Raw genomic sequence first — 16,741 nt, 5'->3', positions numbered from 1 at the left:
GCCGACAGCCTCGCAGACATCCAGGACCGATCCTGTCCTACATGCGCGAGACCGTCAAAACATGGATCCCTTCCGCATCGACGTCCCCCAGGCCGACCTCGACGAGCTGCGCCACCGGCTCGCCCGCACGCGGTGGCCGGGCGAACTGCCCGGCGCCGGCTGGGACTACGGCGTCAGCGAGCCCTACCTCGCCGAACTCGTCGAGTACTGGCGGACGAGCTACGACTGGCGCGTCCATGAAGCCCGGCTCAACGCGTTCCCGCAGTTCACCACCACCATCGACGGTCAGCGCGTGCACTTCCTGCACGTCCGCTCGCCCGAACCGGACGCCACCCCGCTGATCCTCACCCACGGCTGGCCGAGCACGGTCGCCGACTTCGCCGACGTCCTCGGCCCGCTCACCGACCCGCGCGCCCACGGCGGCGACCCCGCCGACGCGTTCCACGTCGTCGCACCCTCGGTGCCCGGGTTCGCCTTCTCCGGCCCGACGAACGACCGCGGCTGGAACACCCGGCGGACGGCCCGGGCGTGGGCCGAACTCATGCGACGGCTCGGCTACGAGCGCTACGGCGCCCAGGGCGGCGACTTCGGCAGCATCGTCTCGCCCGAGCTGGGCCGGACCGCGCCCGAGGCGGTGCTCGGCGTGCACGTCAACGCCGTCGCCAACGCCGGTGTCCCGACCGCCCCCGGCGACCTCGACCGGCTGTCCGAAGAGGACCGGAAGCGGGCCGGGGAGAACCAGGCCTGGTGGTACGGCCATTCCGGCTACGCCACCCAGATGGCCACCCGGCCACAGACGCTCGCCTACGCCCTCAACGACTCCCCCGCCGGCCAGCTGGCCTGGAACCTCGAGTGGTTCGTCGACTGGGACCCCAGGACGACGACCCAGACGCCGGTGGACCGGGACGCCATCCTGACCGACGTGACGATCTTCTGGCTCACCGGCACCGCGGGCTCGGCGGCGCGCCTCTACCTGGAGGCGGGCCAGGACGGCTGGGGCGAGCGGCCGGCGCCGTCGGGCGTGCCGACGGCGGTGGCGAACTTCCGCGGCGACCACGCGATCCGCGGGCTCGCCGCGCTGTCGAACACCATCACGCGCTGGACCGAGTACGACACCGGCGGGCACTTCGCGTCGCTGCAGGCGCCCGAAGTCCTCGTCGAGGACATCCGGGAGTTCTTCCGCGACCTCTAGGACGCGGCGCCGTCGAGGAGCGGCCGCAGCTCCTCGACCACCGTGTCGAGCGGTGCGACGTCCTGGTGCGCCCGCGCCAGGACGATCGCGCCCTCCAGCGCGCTGAGCATCAGCACCGCCAGCGACGTGCTGCGCGCCGCCGGCACGCCCAGCTCGGAAAGCGTCGAAGCGACCGGGCGCTGCCAGCCTTCGAACGCCTTGCCGACCGCCTCGCGCAGGCTGTCGCTGGTCGCCGCGGTGTCGGCGACCGTCGCGACCAGCGGGCAGCCGCCGTCGAACCCCTGCGCCGTGAACTCGTCGCGCCACTGCGCGGCCATCGCCTCGAAGAGCTTGCCCGGCGTCGGCTCCTCGATCTTCGCGGCGACGCGCGCGACGCGGCGGGCCGCGTAGTCCCCCGCCCACGCGACGGCTTCGGCGATCAGCTGGTCCTTACCGCCCGGGAAGTAGTGCTGCAGGGACCCCCGCGGCGCCTCGGCGTGCGCGACCACGTCCCGCATGCCGGTCGCCCCGACGCCCTGGATCCGCACCAGCTGAGCGGCGCTCAGCACCATCCGCTCGCGGGGTGTCCGCGTCATCCGCCGCCTCCTTCATGACGTTCGTCATGGTAGCCCAGTCCGGGACGACGAGGGCGAAGTCCCGTTCGCCGCGTTCGTAGGACGGCACCGGCCGGAACCCCTGGCGCAGCAGCAAAGCCTCGGCGCCGGTGTTGCCCGCGCGCACGGTGGCCCGCACGGTCCAGCCCGGCCACCGCCCGGACGCCCACAGCCACCGGGTGAGCGCGCTGCCGATCCCCTGCCGCTGCCAGGGATCGGCGACGAGGATCCCGATCTCGGCTTCGCCCGGGGTCTCCGCGGCGAAGTTGAGCAGCCCCACGGGCACGCCGTCGCGCAGGGCCAGCAGCGCGGGTGTTCCGGCGAGCAGGAAGCGCTGGTAGCGCCGGAAGACCTCGGCCGGTCGCGCCGGGCCGCCCATCAGGAACCGCAGCCGGAGGCTTTCCGGTGAGCAGGCCGCGACGAGCGCGGCGACGCGGTCCCGGTCCGCCGGGTGGTCACCCAGCTCCCGGACTTCTATGACAGCTGTCATGACTCCATGAGAGCACAGTGCGACCGGAAGCACACTATGACAGCCGTCATACAACAGCCGCATGCGAAAGCTCGGAACCTGGTATCAAGGGCTGGATCTGGGAAGACGTCCCGGAGAGCGGAGGGAGGAAAACCACTCCCCTCCATATCTAACGTATAGCGCACCCCCGGGCTTGCGGCAAGACCCCCGTTGTGCCGCACAATTCTCAGCCGTTGCCACAACCTGCGGAAACGCGGGTGATCCAAGGGGGTCTTCTTGTTCGACGTGATCATCGCCGGCGGCGGTCCGACCGGCGTGATGCTGGCGGCGGAGCTGCGGCTGCACGACGTCGGCGTGCTGGTGCTGGAGCGGGACGCCGAGCCGACGAAGGTCGTCCGCTCGCTCGGCCTGCACGCGCGCAGCATCGAGGTGATGGACCAGCGGGGGCTGCTGGAGCGGTTCCTGGAACTCGGCACGAAGTACCCGGTCGGGGGTTTCTTCGCCGGCATCCCGAAGCCGTCGCCGGAGAAGCTGGACACCGCGCACGCCTACACGCTGGGCCTCCACCAGCCGGTCATCGACCGCCTGCTGACCGAGCACGCGCTCGAGCTGGGCGCGGAAATCCGGCGGGGCGCCGAGGTGACCGGGCTCGGCCAGGACGACGAGGGCGTGACGGTCGAGCTGGCCGGCGGAACCCGGGAACGCGCCCGGTTCCTCGTCGGCTGCGACGGCGGGCGCAGCACCATCCGCAAGCTGCTCGGCGTCGGCTTCCCCGGCGAGCCCAGCCGGAACGACATGCTGCTCGGCGAGGTGGAAGCCGGCGTCTCGCGGGAGGAGATCGACACCGCGAACGTCGAGGTCCGCAAGACGCAGAAGCGGTTCGGCTTCATGCCGGTGGAAGGCGGCACGTACCGGGTCGGGGTCCCGGCCGCGGATGTCGCCGAGGACCGCCGGACCCCGCCGACGCTGGACGAGCTGAAGGAGCAGCTGCGCGAGACCGCCGGGACCGACTTCGGGATCCACTCGCCGCGCTGGCTTTCGCGCTTCGGCGACGCGACCCGGCAGGCGGAGCGCTACCGGGTGGGCCGGGTACTGCTGGCGGGCGACGCGGCGCACGTCCACCCGCCGGTCGGCGGGCAGGGGCTCAACCTCGGCGTCCAGGACGCGTTCAACCTGGGCTGGAAGCTGGCGGCCGAGGTGACCGGGTGGGCACCGGACGGGCTGCTGGACAGCTACGAAGCCGAGCGGCACCCGGTGGCCGAGGAGGTGCTGAACAACACCCGGGCGCAGATGGAGCTGATGCTGCTGGAACCCGGGCCGCAGGCGGCGCGGCGGCTGCTGGCCGAGCTGATGGACTTCGACGAGGTCAACCGGTACCTCACCGAGAAGATCATCGCGATCGGCATCCGCTACGACTTCGGTGCCGGGCCCGCCCTGCTGGGCCGGCGGCTGCGGGACGTCGAGCTGAAGCAGGGCCGGCTCTACGGGCTGATGCACGCCGGGCGCGGGCTGCTGCTCGACCAGACCGGCCGGCTTTCGGCGGCCGGCTGGGAGGACCGCGTCGACCACGTCGTCGACGTCAGCGAGGAACTGGACGTGCCGGCGGTGCTGCTGCGGCCCGACGGCCACGTCGTCTGGGCCGGTGCAGACGAGGACGGGCTGCCCGGCGTGCTGCGGAAGTGGTTCGGCACGCCCACCGCCTGAAAGCCGTCGCGGGACAACGAAGAGGGAATGTGACACAGGGGTACGAAGAAGAACTGCGGTCCGAACGCGACCACGTCGCCGGGCTGTACGCGCGGCTCGACGCCGAGCGCGCGCGGGTCAAGGCCGAGTACGAGGCCGCGCTGGGCGGCAACGGCGTCGGCGCCATGGAACGGGACGTCAGCGTGCGCGCGCTCGGGCGGCAGGTGAAGCGGCTGGACGTCGTCGACAACGGGCTCTGCTTCGGGCGGCTGGACGCCGTCTCGGGCGAGCGGACCTACATCGGGCGCGTCGGCCTGTTCGACGAGGAGGACGAATACCGGCCGGTGCTGCTCGACTGGCGGGCGCCCGCGGCGCGCCCGTTCTACACGGCCACCGGCGCGAACCCGGAGGACATGCGGCGGCGGCGCCAGTTCCACACGCGCGGGCGGCGCGTCCTCGGGTTCACCGACGAGGACCTCGGGCGCCCGGGCGGGGACGCGCAGGGGGACGCGGCCCTGCTCGCGGCGGTCAACGCGCCGCGCGGCGAGGGCATGCGCGACATCGTCGCGACGATCCAGGCCGAGCAGGACGAGATCATCCGGCTCGACCACCCCGGCGTGCTGGTGATCGAGGGCGGCCCGGGCACCGGGAAGACGGTCGTGGCGCTGCACCGCGTCGCCTACCTGCTGTACACGCAGCGGGAGCGGATGGAACGCCACGGCGCGCTGGTCGTCGGGCCGAACCCCGCGTTCCTGGACCACATCGGCCGCGTCCTGCCGTCGCTGGGCGAGACCGACGTCGTGTTCACGACCACCGGCGACCTCGTCCCGGGCCTGCACGTCACGGCCGAGGACACGCCGGAAGCCGCGCGGCTGAAGGGATCCCTGGCGATCCTCGACGTGCTGAAGGCGGCGGTCGCCGATCGCCAGCGGCTGCCCGCGGAACCGCTGCCGATCGTGCTCAAGGACGTCACCGTGCGGATCGACGCGGAGACCGCCGAGTGGGCCCGGCAGGAGGCGCGCGACAGCGGGTTGCCGCACAACGAGGCCCGGGCGGTGTTCACCGAGATCGTCACGTACGTGCTCACCGAACGCGCGATCGGCCGGATCGGCCGCGGCTGGCTCGGCCGCGACGACAAGGACGAGTGGGAGAGCATGCGGAAGGGGCTGCTGACCGACCTCGCCGGCGACGCGAAGTTCACCGCGGCGATCGACGCGCTGTGGCCGATCCTGACGCCCGGGGAGCTGCTGTCCTCTTTGTACACCTCGCTTCCTGCGGATTCGCCGCTGTTCCGGGCCGAGGGTTCATCGTGGACGGTGTCGGACGTGCCGCTGCTCGACGAGCTGGTCGACCTGCTGGGCCACGACAAGACGGCGGAGAAGACGGCCGCCGCGGCGGAAGCGCGACGGCGGCAGGCCGAGGCCGAGTACGCCGAAGGCGTCTTCCAGACGATGAAGCTGGACCGGGAGGAGATGGACGAAGACGTCCTGCTGTCGGCGGAGAACCTGCTCTACGCCGAGGACCTGGCCGAGCGGTTCGTCGAGGCCGACACGCGCACGCTGGTCGAGCGGGCGTCGGCGGACCGGGACTGGACCTACCGGCACGTCGTCGTCGACGAGGCGCAGGAACTGTCCGAAATGGACTGGCGGGTGCTGATGCGGCGCTGCCCGGGCCGGTCGTTCACGGTGGTGGGCGACCTGGCCCAGCGCCGCTCGGCGGCCGGCGCGCGGGCGTGGGGCCCGATGCTGGCGCCGTACGTGGCCGACCGCTGGGTCTACCGGTCGCTGACGGTCAACTACCGCACGCCGGCGGAGATCATGGCGATCGCGGCGGCGGTGCTGGCGGACTTCGCGCCGGACGTCCGGCCGCCGGAGTCGGTGCGGGCGTGCGGGGTCCCGCCGTGGTCCCGGCGCGTCACCGGGGACGAGCTGCCCGCGGCGATCGAGGAGTTCGTCCGCGAGGAGGCCGGGCGGCCCGGGACGAGTGTGGTGATCGGCCCGCCGGGGGTGCCGGGGGCGGTGCTCGCGTCGGAGACGAAGGGACTGGAGTTCGACGCGGTCCTGGTGGTGGATCCGGCGGCGATCCTCGCCGACAGCGCGGCGGACCTGTACGTGGCGTTGACGCGGGCGACGCAGCGGCTGGGCGTGCTGCACGAAGGGGCGTTGCCGCCGGCGCTGAGCGGGCTCGCGGAGGTCGTGCGGAGCTGACCGCGGTTCGGCGGGAGGGAGCGCGGGTACGTCACGGGCGCCCGCGCTCCCCCACCGCGAAAGGCGTTTGCGATGCAGTTCTACGCCGAACGGCCGATCCGCCGCACCGCCCAGCTCGTCAGCGACTTCCTCGCCCTGCTGCTCGTGATCTTCGCGGTCTGGCTGGGGACGTCGGTGTACGACGAGGTGCTGAAGCTGCGCGCCCCCGGGGACGGGCTCGTCGACGCCGGCACGGGGCTGCGGGGGACGTTCGATTCGGCGGCGAACTCGGCGGGCGGGCTCCCGCTCGTCGGCGACGCGCTGGCGAAGGCGCTGCACGGCGGTTCGGACGCCGGCACCAAGCTGGTGAACGCGGGCCACTGGCAGATCGAGGCGGTGGAGAGCCTCGCGTGGTGGATGGCGGCGATCATCATCGCGCTGCCGGTGGTGACGCTGGTGGCGACGTGGGTGCCGCTGCGCTGGCGGTTCACGCGCCGGGCCACGGCGGCGGCGCGGTTGCGCGCGCTCGGGGACGAGGGGCTGGACGTGCTGGCGTTGCGGGCGTTGACGACCCAGCCGCCGCGGCGGCTGGCGTCGATCGGTGAGGTCGCGACGGGCTGGCGGGAGCGGGATCGGGACGTCATCCAAGAGCTGGCGGGGCGCGAACTGGCGCGCCACGGCCTGGTGACTTGACCGCCGAAACGACGTGAATGACTCATTCATGTCGTCAGGCGACAGGGCTCCGGCAAAGTCGGGTGGGTGATGCTCCGCCGGGCACCACCGCCCGCGGAACGCCGGGCCGAAGAGGCGCTTCGGCAGGATGCCGAGCTTCGGCGGTCATCAACGACTCGTTCATCGCATCCGGCGAGGTGAACGACTCGTTCATGCCAACCGCCAACCGCCGCCTGAACGACTGCCCACCGCCTCGCCACAAAGCCGACACCAAAGGCGAGAGGCCCTCGAGAACAGGCACCGACGAGAACCCAGACTCCCCCGCACCCCGATCCGAAGCCAGAACACGGCCGGCAGCGCCGGGTCAAGGCATCTTTCCCGCCTTGACGCGGTGTTGCCGGCCGTAGTCACCATGACAGCTTCGGGGTGCCGGAAGGGCTTTTGACAGGACAGCTGCTCCCGCCCCGCCCGCGGAGCGCCGGACCGAAGAGGCGCTTCGGCAGAATGCCGAGCTTCGACGGTCATCAACGACTCGTTCATCGCATCCGGCGAGACGAACGACTCGTTCATGACGTCACCGGCCCCCGGACCGGCCGCACCGATCCGACTTTGCCGGGACCCTGTCGTCAGGCGACATGAATGAGTCATTCACGTCATGGGCCGCGCCGCGCGACGGCGAAGGTCCCCTCACCGGAGCTCAGGACACCGGTGAGGGGACCTCCGTTCCCCGTGGGCCGCGGACGAAAAGCTCAGCCCACGGAGGGGCCCATCCCGAGGGACTGCGGCGTGCTCGCGTCGGGCGAAGGCTGGTGCAGCCCTTCGTCCAGCGGCCCGAACTCCGTCATCAGGGCCGCGCTGCCGCCCCACGGGGTCTGTTCCTCGGCGATCAGCGAATTGGTCGTCAGCAGCAGGCCCGCCACCGACGCCCCGTTCTGCACCGCCGACCGGCACACCCGCAGCGGGTCGACCACGCCGAGCGCGATCATGTCGCCGTAGCGGTCGTGCAGGGCGTCGAAGCCCTCGTCGGCGCCCAGCTCCCTGGTCCGCGCGACGATCTCGTGCGCCGGGTGGCCCGCGTTGTGCGCGATGAGGAACGCCGGTTCGGCCAACGCGCGCCGCACGATCTCGACACCGATCGCCTGGTCGCCTTCCAAGCCGAGGCCTTCCAGCGCTTTCTCCGCGTGCAGGAGCGCCGCTCCCCCGCCGGCCACGATGCCTTCGGCCATCGCCGCCCGGGTCGCCGACAACGCGTCCTCGACCCGGTGCTGCAGTTCCTTCAGCTCGGCCGGTGTGGCCGCGCCGACCCGGACCACCGCGACCTTGCCGGTCAACGCGCCGATCCGCTCGGTCAGGACGTCTTCGTCGACGCCGAACTGGGCGCGTTCCAGCTCCGCCCGCAGCTGGCCGACGCGGAAGTCCACGGCGGAGGACGACCCCGCGCCGCCGACGATCGTCGTGCGGTTCTCGGTGACCCGGACCTGCTTGGCCCGGCCGAGGTGCTCCAGCGTCATCGTCTCCATCGTGAACCCGGACTGCCGCGAGAGCACCGCGCCGCCGACGATCGCGGCGAGGTCCTCCAGCTTGTGCAGCCGCCGGTCGCCGAAGCCGGGCGCGCGGATCGCGACCGACTGGAACGTGCCGTTCATGTGGTTGTGCACCAGCATGGACAGCGCCGTGCCTTCGACCGTCTCGCCGATGACGACCAAGGGCCGCGGCGCGCGCATCACCTTGTCCAGCAACGGCATCAGCTGCTGCACCTTGGTGATCTTCTCCGCGCACATCAGGATGTACGGGTCGTCGAGCACCGCCTCCAGCCGGCCCGGGTCGGTGACCAGGTACGGCGAGAGGTAGCCGTTGTCGAACTCGAAACCTTCGACGAAGTCGACACTCATCCCGATCGACGGCGACTCCTCGACCGTCACCACGCCGCCGTCGCCGACGGTGTGCAGCGCCTTCGCGATGACCGCGCCGACTGTGTCGTCGTCGTTCGCGGAGATCGCCGCCACCCGGGCGTAGTCCTGTTCGGACACCACCGGGTGCGCCTGCTTCTCCAGGTGCGCCACCAGCAACCCGACCGCGTGGTCGATGCCGCGCTTGACGAGCACCGGGTTGCCGCCGCCCGCGATCGCCCGCATGCCTTCGTGGACGATCGCCTGGGCCAGCACGGTGGCCGTGGTGGTGCCGTCGCCGACGACGTCGTTGGTCTTGATCGCCGCTTCCTTGACCAGCTGCGCGCCCATGTTCTCGAACTGGTTCTTCAGGTGGATCTCGCGCGCGATGGTGACGCCGTCGTTGGTGACCACCGGCGAACCGGTGATCTTTTCGATGATCACGTTGCGGCCCTTGGGCCCCAGCGTGGACTTGACCGCTTCGGCCAGCTTGTCCACGCCCGCCAGCAGCAGGTCGCGGGCGTCCGAGCCGAACCGCAGTTCCTTCGCCATGTTTCCTGCTCCTAGGGGGTGAGGATGGCCCGACCGCGCACGCGACCGGCGTCGAGGTCGGCCAGTGCGTCGAGAGCCGCGTCCAGCGGGTACTTCTTCGTGTGGAGCGTGACCTTCCCGGCCTGGGCGAGCACCATCAGCTCCACCAGGTCGTTGTAGGTGCCGACCAGGTTGCCGATGACGTTGCGCTCGGTGGAGATGATGTCGATGGTCGGGATGTCGATGTTGCTGCCGTAGCCGATCACGAAGTGCGATCCGGCCCGCCGGGTCATCGCGAACGCGTCCTGCTGGGCGCCCTGCTCGGCGACGAAGTCGAGCACGACCTCCGCGCCGTTGCCGCCGGTCAGGTCGAGCACGGCGTCGACCTGCTTGCCGTCGCCGAGCACCGTCTCGTCGGCGCCCAGTTCGGCCGCCAGCTTCAGCGCGTCGGCGTTGCGGTCGACCACGATCACGCGGGTCGCGGTGAGCGCCTTGAGCGACTGGATGCCGATGTGCCCGAGGCCGCCGGCGCCGTTGACGACGCAGGTCGTGCCCGGGTACAGCAGCGGCACGGCCTTGCGCACCGCGTGGTAGGCGGTGATGCCCGCGTCGGCCAGCGCCGCCACGTCCTCCGGCTGGGTCGACGGGTCGAGCTTGATGCACGCCCGCGCCGACGTCAGCAGGTACTCCGCCATCCCGCCGTCGCTGTCGATGCCCGGGAAGCTCCCGTTGGGACAGTGCATGTCGTCGCCCGCGCGGCAGGCGTGGCACAAGCCGCACGTCGGCGTCGGGTGCAGGATGACCGTGTCGCCGACCTCGACGTTCGTCACCGCCGGGCCGACCTCGTGCACCCAGCCCGCGTTCTCGTGCCCGATCGTGTAAGGCAGCTCGACGCCGGACTTCTCGGCCCACTGCTCCTCGATGATGTGCAGGTCGGTGCGGCACACGCCGGCGCCGCCGATCTTGACCACGACGTCGAAGGGCCCGGTCGCGCGCGGCTCCGGCACTTCTTCGATCACCGGGTGCTGGTGGTACTTCTGCAGCCGCACGGCCTTCATCCCGTGCCCTCCTCGTCTTCGGTCAGCGCGTACCGCGCGCGCAGCATGCCGCGGCACACGCCGGAGTTGGCCTCCATGCTCGTGCGGGTCAGCCGCGCGAACGCCAGGTGGCGCTTCGCGTCGGCGGGAGCCACCGCCTGCCCGGTGGCCGGGTCGAGCAGCAGCGGGTCGCCGTCCTCGGCGGGCAGGCCCAGCTCGCGGCGCCGGGCCCGCAGCCGGTCGAGGTCCGGGCTCGGCGGGACCTCGCCGAGGGTCAGCGACGCCGGATCACGCCCGGCCAGCGACCGGCAGACGCGGTCGGTGCCGGCCAGCACGGCCTTGCGGACGAAGTCGTACCGCAACGTGTCCAGCTCGTCGGCGGCCTCGCCTTCGAACGACGCGACGAACCCCTGCCGCGCGGCGACCCCGCGATTGATGACGTCCGACGCGAAGTGGTCGTCGAGCCGGATGTCGAGCGCGGTCAGGCCCGGCACGCCGGCCACGGCGTCGTAGGCGTCGGCCACCATCAGGAACGCGAAGTTGGGCGCGCAGAAGTACGTCGGCAGCCGCAGCCGGACGACGGCGCGGCCTTCGTCGTCCACTTCGCAGCGGGCGACGAACCCGAGGTCGGTGAGGGGTTCGTCCAGCTCGGGATCGCGGACGGTGCCCAGCGCCGCCCACACGGCGGCGCGGGCACCGAGCACCAGGGTGGTCATGAGTTCGGCACGCCGACCGGCTCGACGTTCTCCGGGTTCGCGAGCTTCAGCTCCTCGGGGACGTCGATGTCGTACAGGCGGGCGGCGTTCAGCCCGAGGATCTTCTTCTTCTGGTCGACGGTGAGCGGCGCGAAGTCCGACAGCTCCTCGTCACCCGGCATGTTCCAGTCCACGAACCCTTCGACCTGCCACTTGGGTTCCCAGATGGCGTAGTCTGCGCCGAAGATCAGCTTGTCCTCGCCGAGCCAGAACATCAGCTCGCCCATGACCTTCGCGAAGAACTTCGGCCGGGCGTGCATCAGGCCGCCGACCACGACGGCCAGCCCCGCGTAGACGTTCCGCTCCTGGGTGGCCATGAAGCAGAAGTCCTCGATGCGCGGCAGGCCGACGTGCTCGACGATGAAGTTGAGGCCCTGGAAGTTCGTCGCCACGTGGTCCACATCGGACACGTCGAAGGCGTCCTTGTCGAGGGGCCAGATCGTCGGTCCCTTGTGGATGTGGATGTTCTTGACGCCGAGCTCTTCGCACTTCTCCAGGTACCGCGCGGCTTCCGGGTCCTTCAGGCTCCAGCCGCGGGAGTCCCCGCGCCACTCGGCCGTGTACAGCTTGACGCCCTTGCAGCCGTACCGCTTGACGCGCTCTTCCAGCGCCTTCAGGCCTTCGTCGCCTTCACGCGGGTCGAAGGTGGTGTTGACGAGGAACTTGCCGGGGTGCTTCTCGGCGAGCGCCGCGTCGGCCTCGGTCGTGTTGAACCCGTTCTTGTACCACTGCCGCAGGTTGGTCGGCTGGAAGATGGCCGTGTCGACGTGCCCGACCTCGAACAGGTCGTGCATCATCAGTTCCTCGGAGTACTTCTGGAACCGGTCGATCGGCCAGTGCGTCTCCTGCGGGCCGAGCCCCTGGTAGGCGTGGAAGCACTCGATCCAGCCCTTGGCGTATTCCTCCTGGCCCTTTACCCAGTTGTCCGGGCTCGCGTCCCAGAAGTGGGTGTGGGCGTCCACCACGAAATACTTTTCGCCGTCTTTTTCGTACATGGTTGATCCTCCTGAGCGGGATCGAGTGCTTCCTACGGGATTACTTGAGGGGCTTGAGGTCGAAGTCGAGGTATTCGGCCGCGTCCTCGGGGTTGGCGAACATGATCGTGCGGTCGTCTTCGTGGATCATCCGCCCGTAGTGGGTGGACATGCTCTCCTCGAACTCCGCCGCGTTGAACCAGCCCTCCTCCTCGCCGGCGGCCTCGTCGACCTCGGCGTAGACGACGTCCATGCGGCCGACCGCGTCGACCCGGATCATCGACGGCAGCGGCGTGATGGTGACGTTGTCCTTCGTCCCCATGACCTCCGCGATGATCGCGCCGACCTGGTTGTTCATCAGGGTGAACCCGCACATGTTGGACGCGGTGTTGTCCGCCTTGAACGGGCTTTCCGCGGTTTTGAAGACAGTCACTGGCCCAGCTCCTCGGGTGCCTTGAGGCCCAATTCGGACAGGATTCCGGCGAACCGGCTCTTCACGCGGTCGAGACCGTCCTCGAACCGGATCGGCTTGGCGTCGGGCTGCGACCACAGCGGCTGCAGCGCCCGGGCGGCGGCGATGCTCTTCGGCACCCACTCCTGGAGCCACTTCTGCAGCAGCCCGCGGTTGTGGTCGGCGAACTCCTTGTCGTTGACCAGCAGGTCGAACATCGGCTTGGTGTAGCGGAGGTCGCGTTCGGAGAAGTCGAACTCCTCGGCGCCGATCAGCGTCGGGGTGACGAAGTCGCCGTTGGCCGGCGCGGCCTGCTGCACGAGGTTGCTGCGGAACAACTCGCCGACGAGGGGTTCGAAGACGATGTTGGCGGCGAAGATCGCCTCGCCCCAGTCCCAGATCCCGGTCAGCTGCTCGGCGGTCTCCCGCACGCCCTGCCAGGCCGGGTCCTCGTTCCAGGTCGAGAGGTGGGCCGTGCCGTCGAAGCCCTCGATCTCCTCGGTCAGCGTCAGGTTGTACAGCGCCAGGTCCTGGGCCGCGCGGATCCGGTGCATGCTGTTCACCGAGATCGCGTTGTTGTGCATGTTCGTCGGGGCGCGGCGGTTGGCGTTGGCGAACAGGTACAGGCCGAGGCCGTGGTCGACGTGCATCCACGCGCCGACGTGCTTGGCGACGAACTCGACCCAGTTGCGGTTCCACTGCTCGAACGCCTTGGCCTGGCGCGCGGCGTCGATGTTCTGGTTGAGCTGGCGCACGACGTTCGCGTTGTACCGGTAGAGGGTGAGCTCCCACTCCTCGTTGGGGTCGCGGAACTCGTGCCAGCCGTGGGCCGGCCAGTCGTAGCCCTTGCCGCCGGAGCCGGGGCCGCGTTCGGGTACCGGGCGGTCCGAGCCCCACGCCTTCAGCGCGGTCCACTCCAGCGGGTACCCGGCCTTGCCGTCGGCGAAGGCGTAGAGCCAGCCCTGGGACAGGTAGTGCCGCGGGTCGGGCTGGACCTCGACGGTCACGTCTTCGTAGTGGCTCTGCTTGCGCTTGGCCGGGGTGAAGTAGTTGTACTGGCGGGCAGTGGAGTCCGGGAAGACCTTCGCGCCCGCTTCGGCGTCGGTGAACGCCGGCTTCGGCACGCTGCGTTCGGAGGTGGCTGTCATGGGTTTCCTTACCCTTCGCCCGTGGTGGTGAACTTGTCGTAGAAGACGCGCTTGTCGGCGACGCCGAGCGCGGGCAGCAGTTCCAGCGCGGCTTCCACCATCGGCGGCGGTCCGCAGACGTAGGCGTCGGCTCCGGTCAGGTCGAGGCCGGCCCGGCGCAGGACGTCGGTGATCAGGCCGGTCTCGCCGTCCCAGGCGTCGTCACCCGGTTCGGAAAGCGCTGGTACGTAACGGAAGTTCGGCAACCGCTCCTCGAGCTCCCGCAGCTCCGCCTCGAAGCAGAGGTCGTGCCGGCGGCGGGCGCCGTAGTAGAAGACCGCCTTCCGGTCGAGGCCGCGCTCGGCCATGGACCGCAGCAGCGCCAGGATGGGCGCCATCCCGGCACCGCCGCCGACGAAGACCAGGTCCGCGCCCGGGTTGTCCCGGAGGGTGAACACCCCGAACGGACCGGTCACCCGGAGCCGGTCGCCGACCGCGACTTCGGCGTCGAGGAACCGGGAGAACAGCCCGTCGGGGTAGACCTTGATGACGAACTCCAGCAGCCCGTCGCGCGCCGAGGTGTTGGCCATCGAGAACGACCGCGTCTCCTCGGTGCCCGGGATCGCGAAGTCCAGGTACTGCCCGGGGAAGAACTTCAGCTCTTCGTCGAGCCGCACCACCAGGTGCCGGAGGTCGTGGGTGACGTTCTCGTTCGAGACGACCTCGACGGTCGCCTCCTGGATCGGCAGCCCGGACTGGATCATCTCCTCGTCGTAGTTGAGCAGCTCGATCGTGAGGTCCTCGTAGGCGTGGGCCCGGCACAGCAGCGTGAAGCCTTCCTCCTTTTCGTAGTCGGGGAGCGCGAAGGTCGAGTACCGGTCGTGTTCGACGTCGTCGCCGTCGAGGATGAACGACTTGCACGCCGCGCACTGCCCTTCCTTGCAGCCGTGCATGAGCATGACGCCCTGCTCGGCGGCGGCGCGCAGGATCGTGGTGTCCTCGTCGACGTCGATTTCGATCCCGACCGGCTCGAACCGGACGCGGTGCTTTTCCGCCATGCCAGGCCCTTCCCGTCTCGTCAGGCCGTCTGCGGCGCCGGGCGACCGGCCGGGCCCTGGCGGTTGTAGTCGGCCACGAAGGCGGCGCGCTGCTCGTCGGTCATCTGGTTCAGCAGCACGTTCGGCGACTGCACCTCCGGCATCCGGCGCAGGTGGTCGAGCGTCCACATCTTCTTCGGGTCGAGGTCCAGGTGCGGCTGCGCGACCATGGTCTTGCCGTCGTCGCGGACGAAGCCCATGTCGGAGACGACGTCGGCCCAGTTCCAGCCGTGGTAGAGCGTCTCCCACTCGCGGGCGCCGACCAGCTGGCCCATGTTCGGGGTGTTGCGGCCCTGGTAGGTGGGCCGGAACGCCTCGGCGTCGGTCCAGCGGCACGTCTCCGAGCAGTACGTGCGGTGCTGGCCGTCGACCTGGTCGACCACCATGTCCTCGCGGATGAGGCACGGCACCATGCACGTCCAGCAGCGGTGCGGGTACACGTAGTCGACGTCCTCGGCGACGATCGGGTGGTGCCCGTTCGGCGTCGCGAGGCGGGCGTAGTTCTCCCACCACTTGCCGTACTTGTCGTACCAGCCCGGGTACTTGTACTCGAACCACTCGAAGTCTTCGTCGGTCATCGGGTCGATGCGCCAGTAGTTGGCGAGCCACCCGGTGGCGAAGAACTGCGCGACCTCGTGGACGTAGCCCTTGTTCCAGATCCGGTTCCAGGCTTCTTCGATGAGGTCGTGCGGGATGACGAGCCCGTACTTCTCCAGCGGGACCAGGTACGAGCGGTAGTAGTCGTCGTAGATCCAGCGGCGCCACATCTCCGCGTAGCTTTCGCGGTCCTTGCGGCGGTCCTTGGTGCCGTACTCGATGAACGTGCCGATCGCGGCGTCGACGACGGCGTGGTTGTTCCACCACGCGTACCGCAGGTCGCGTTCGAGCAGCTGGTGGTTGCTCTCGTCCGACAACGCCATCAGCAGGGTGGCGTAGCCGTTGCTGATGTGGCGGGACTCGTCGGACTGCACCGAGTGGAACACCGTGGGCAGCAGGTAGTCGCCGTTCGCGGCGGCCTCGGCCGGCATGGCGACGAACAGCGTGTTCGTGAACGCCGTTTCGGCGACGATGGTGAGGTAGATGCTCGCCGCGGTGATGGCGTCACCGGTGATGAAGCCTTCGGCGAACTGGCGGCCGATGGTGCCGCAGTAGTCGTTCTGGAAGTTGCGCAGGCTCGAGTTGAAGCCCGCCGGGTCGATGTAGTTCTGCATGTACAGGCGCTTGAGGTTCTGCTGGATCGTCGAGTGCCGGACCTCGTCGATCATCTGGATCGCCTGGCCGTTGTGCAGCTCCGGGTTCGGGACCGTGCGGAACAGCAGCGGCATCGCCCGCGCCGCGGAGATCTCGGGCAGCGGGATGATCGACAGGAACAGCTTCTGCCACTCCAGCCAGCGCTCCTGCACCTGGCGGAACATGTTGCCGCGGATCGCGCCGTCCTCGGCGCCGTAGACCCGGTGGTCCTTCTCCTCCTGCATCGGGAAGTACGAGCGGAGGACCTGCTTCAACGGGTCCTTCTTCTTGGCCTTCTGGAACGTGTAGTCGGTCCCGTAGTGCGAAACCGGGGTGTGGTACGCCGGCTCCCACGACAGTTCCTGGATCTTCTGGTGGGCTTTCGCCACACTCTGGCGACTCATGGATCAACTCCTTGTCGGTCGCTCGCCGTCGGGGCGGACGTCCTGCGTTGACCATTGAAGGGGTGCGCTCGCGTGACGCGGGTCTCAATCTGAGACAGAACCGCTGCTCAGGGCGTTTCGTCCGGGCCGAGCATCCGGGCGCGCAGCTCGGCGAGCTCGCTGTGGACGCTCGTGCGCACGCGCGCGTCCCCCTCGACGGTCGGGGTGATCCCGAGCGCGCGCAGCAGCGCCGCGGCCGGCTCGCCCGGGTGGCCTTCCTCGCCGAACGTCGGGTGCAGCCCCTGTTCGGCCAGATGCGTGAAAACCAGGTTGACGATCGTCCACGGGTTGTACGTCTCCGCGGCATCGGCGGCCATGGGCACTCCTCCTGGTCAGCGGTGGGTCGGACCTCCATCGGACCGCCGGGGGCGCGGCCCGGGCGTCTCAATTTGAGACACCGCTCGTCGCGCGC

General features: G+C 70.1%; 15 protein-coding genes. 4 read left to right on the top strand and 11 right to left on the bottom strand.

Translation table 11 applies throughout. From position 1 onward, the window contains the following. Positions 1-61 precede the first annotated feature (61 nt). Complete coding sequence (locus ACERZO_RS12035; protein ID WP_372664679.1) at positions 62-1,192, top strand: epoxide hydrolase family protein; 1,131 nt, start codon at positions 62-64, stop codon at positions 1,190-1,192. Here the strand turns inward: ACERZO_RS12035 and ACERZO_RS12030 are convergent. Together ACERZO_RS12030 and ACERZO_RS12025 are read right to left on the bottom strand one after the other, a co-directional pair. Then, the gene (locus ACERZO_RS12030) at positions 1,189-1,689 is read right to left on the bottom strand and encodes an LmrA/YxaF family transcription factor (RefSeq protein ID WP_444843220.1); all 501 of its coding nucleotides are present in this window, start codon (positions 1,687-1,689) and stop codon (positions 1,189-1,191) included. The two genes, ACERZO_RS12035 and ACERZO_RS12030, sit on opposite strands and share 4 nt — an antisense overlap. Beyond that, positions 1,622-2,275 carry a GNAT family N-acetyltransferase gene (locus ACERZO_RS12025; protein ID WP_372664678.1) on the bottom strand — a complete coding sequence of 218 codons (654 nt, stop codon included), beginning with the start codon at positions 2,273-2,275 and terminating at the stop codon, positions 1,622-1,624. The genes ACERZO_RS12030 and ACERZO_RS12025 overlap by 68 nt, the downstream gene beginning before the upstream one ends. Positions 2,276-2,530: 255 nt before the next feature. Between ACERZO_RS12025 and rox the strand changes: the two genes are divergently transcribed. The 3 genes from rox to ACERZO_RS12010 all read left to right on the top strand — a co-directional run bounded on the left by rox (position 2,531) and on the right by ACERZO_RS12010 (position 6,816). Beyond that, complete coding sequence (gene rox, locus ACERZO_RS12020) at positions 2,531-3,958, top strand: rifampin monooxygenase (protein WP_372664677.1); 1,428 nt, start codon at positions 2,531-2,533, stop codon at positions 3,956-3,958. Positions 3,959-3,987: 29 nt separating this feature from the next. Beyond that, positions 3,988-6,144, top strand: coding sequence for an RNA polymerase recycling motor ATPase HelR (helR, locus tag ACERZO_RS12015; RefSeq protein ID WP_372664676.1), 2,157 nt, complete (start codon positions 3,988-3,990; stop codon positions 6,142-6,144). Positions 6,145-6,216: 72 nt separating this feature from the next. Continuing rightward, entirely contained in the window at positions 6,217-6,816 is a 600-nt protein-coding gene (locus ACERZO_RS12010) for a hypothetical protein (protein ID WP_372664675.1), read from the top strand. A gap of 728 nt (positions 6,817-7,544) precedes the next feature. Here ACERZO_RS12010 and groL read toward each other — a convergent pair. The 9 genes from groL to ACERZO_RS11965 all read right to left on the bottom strand — a co-directional run bounded on the left by groL (position 7,545) and on the right by ACERZO_RS11965 (position 16,646). Further along, positions 7,545-9,236, bottom strand: coding sequence for a chaperonin GroEL (gene groL, locus ACERZO_RS12005; protein ID WP_372664674.1), 1,692 nt, complete (start codon positions 9,234-9,236; stop codon positions 7,545-7,547). 11 nt (positions 9,237-9,247) lie between these two features. Beyond that, positions 9,248-10,273, bottom strand: a complete 1,026-nt coding sequence (locus tag ACERZO_RS12000; RefSeq protein ID WP_372664673.1) for an NAD(P)-dependent alcohol dehydrogenase — start codon at positions 10,271-10,273, stop codon at positions 9,248-9,250. Next, positions 10,270-10,968 carry a metal-sulfur cluster assembly factor gene (locus tag ACERZO_RS11995; protein ID WP_372664672.1) on the bottom strand — a complete coding sequence of 233 codons (699 nt, stop codon included), beginning with the start codon at positions 10,966-10,968 and terminating at the stop codon, positions 10,270-10,272. The genes ACERZO_RS12000 and ACERZO_RS11995 overlap by 4 nt, the downstream gene beginning before the upstream one ends. Continuing rightward, positions 10,965-12,002 carry an amidohydrolase family protein gene (locus ACERZO_RS11990; RefSeq protein ID WP_086674771.1) on the bottom strand — a complete coding sequence of 346 codons (1,038 nt, stop codon included), beginning with the start codon at positions 12,000-12,002 and terminating at the stop codon, positions 10,965-10,967. Before ACERZO_RS11990 ends, ACERZO_RS11995 begins: the two co-directional genes overlap by 4 nt. Before the next feature lie 40 nt (positions 12,003-12,042). After that, positions 12,043-12,414: a propane 2-monooxygenase effector subunit MimD gene (gene mimD, locus ACERZO_RS11985; protein WP_372664671.1), complete on the bottom strand. Its 372-nt coding sequence runs from the start codon at positions 12,412-12,414 to the stop codon at positions 12,043-12,045. After that, complete coding sequence (locus tag ACERZO_RS11980; protein ID WP_372664670.1) at positions 12,411-13,580, bottom strand: toluene hydroxylase; 1,170 nt, start codon at positions 13,578-13,580, stop codon at positions 12,411-12,413. The genes mimD and ACERZO_RS11980 overlap by 4 nt, the downstream gene beginning before the upstream one ends. Before the next feature lie 8 nt (positions 13,581-13,588). Next, positions 13,589-14,617: an NADH:ubiquinone reductase (Na(+)-transporting) subunit F gene (locus ACERZO_RS11975; protein ID WP_372664669.1), complete on the bottom strand. Its 1,029-nt coding sequence runs from the start codon at positions 14,615-14,617 to the stop codon at positions 13,589-13,591. A gap of 20 nt (positions 14,618-14,637) precedes the next feature. Beyond that, positions 14,638-16,290: a methane monooxygenase gene (locus ACERZO_RS11970; RefSeq protein ID WP_372664668.1), complete on the bottom strand. Its 1,653-nt coding sequence runs from the start codon at positions 16,288-16,290 to the stop codon at positions 14,638-14,640. A 107-nt stretch (positions 16,291-16,397) separates the two neighbouring features. Further along, entirely contained in the window at positions 16,398-16,646 is a 249-nt protein-coding gene (locus ACERZO_RS11965; protein ID WP_372664667.1) for a hypothetical protein, read from the bottom strand. Positions 16,647-16,741: the final 95 nt, after the last annotated feature.

Origin of the sequence: Amycolatopsis kentuckyensis, assembly GCF_041679295.1 — a bacterium.
GTDB classification, from domain to species: domain Bacteria; phylum Actinomycetota; class Actinomycetes; order Mycobacteriales; family Pseudonocardiaceae; genus Amycolatopsis; species Amycolatopsis kentuckyensis_A.
Note: the sequence above shows the minus strand (reverse complement) of the source record. Positions and strands in the feature narration are given on the sequence as shown.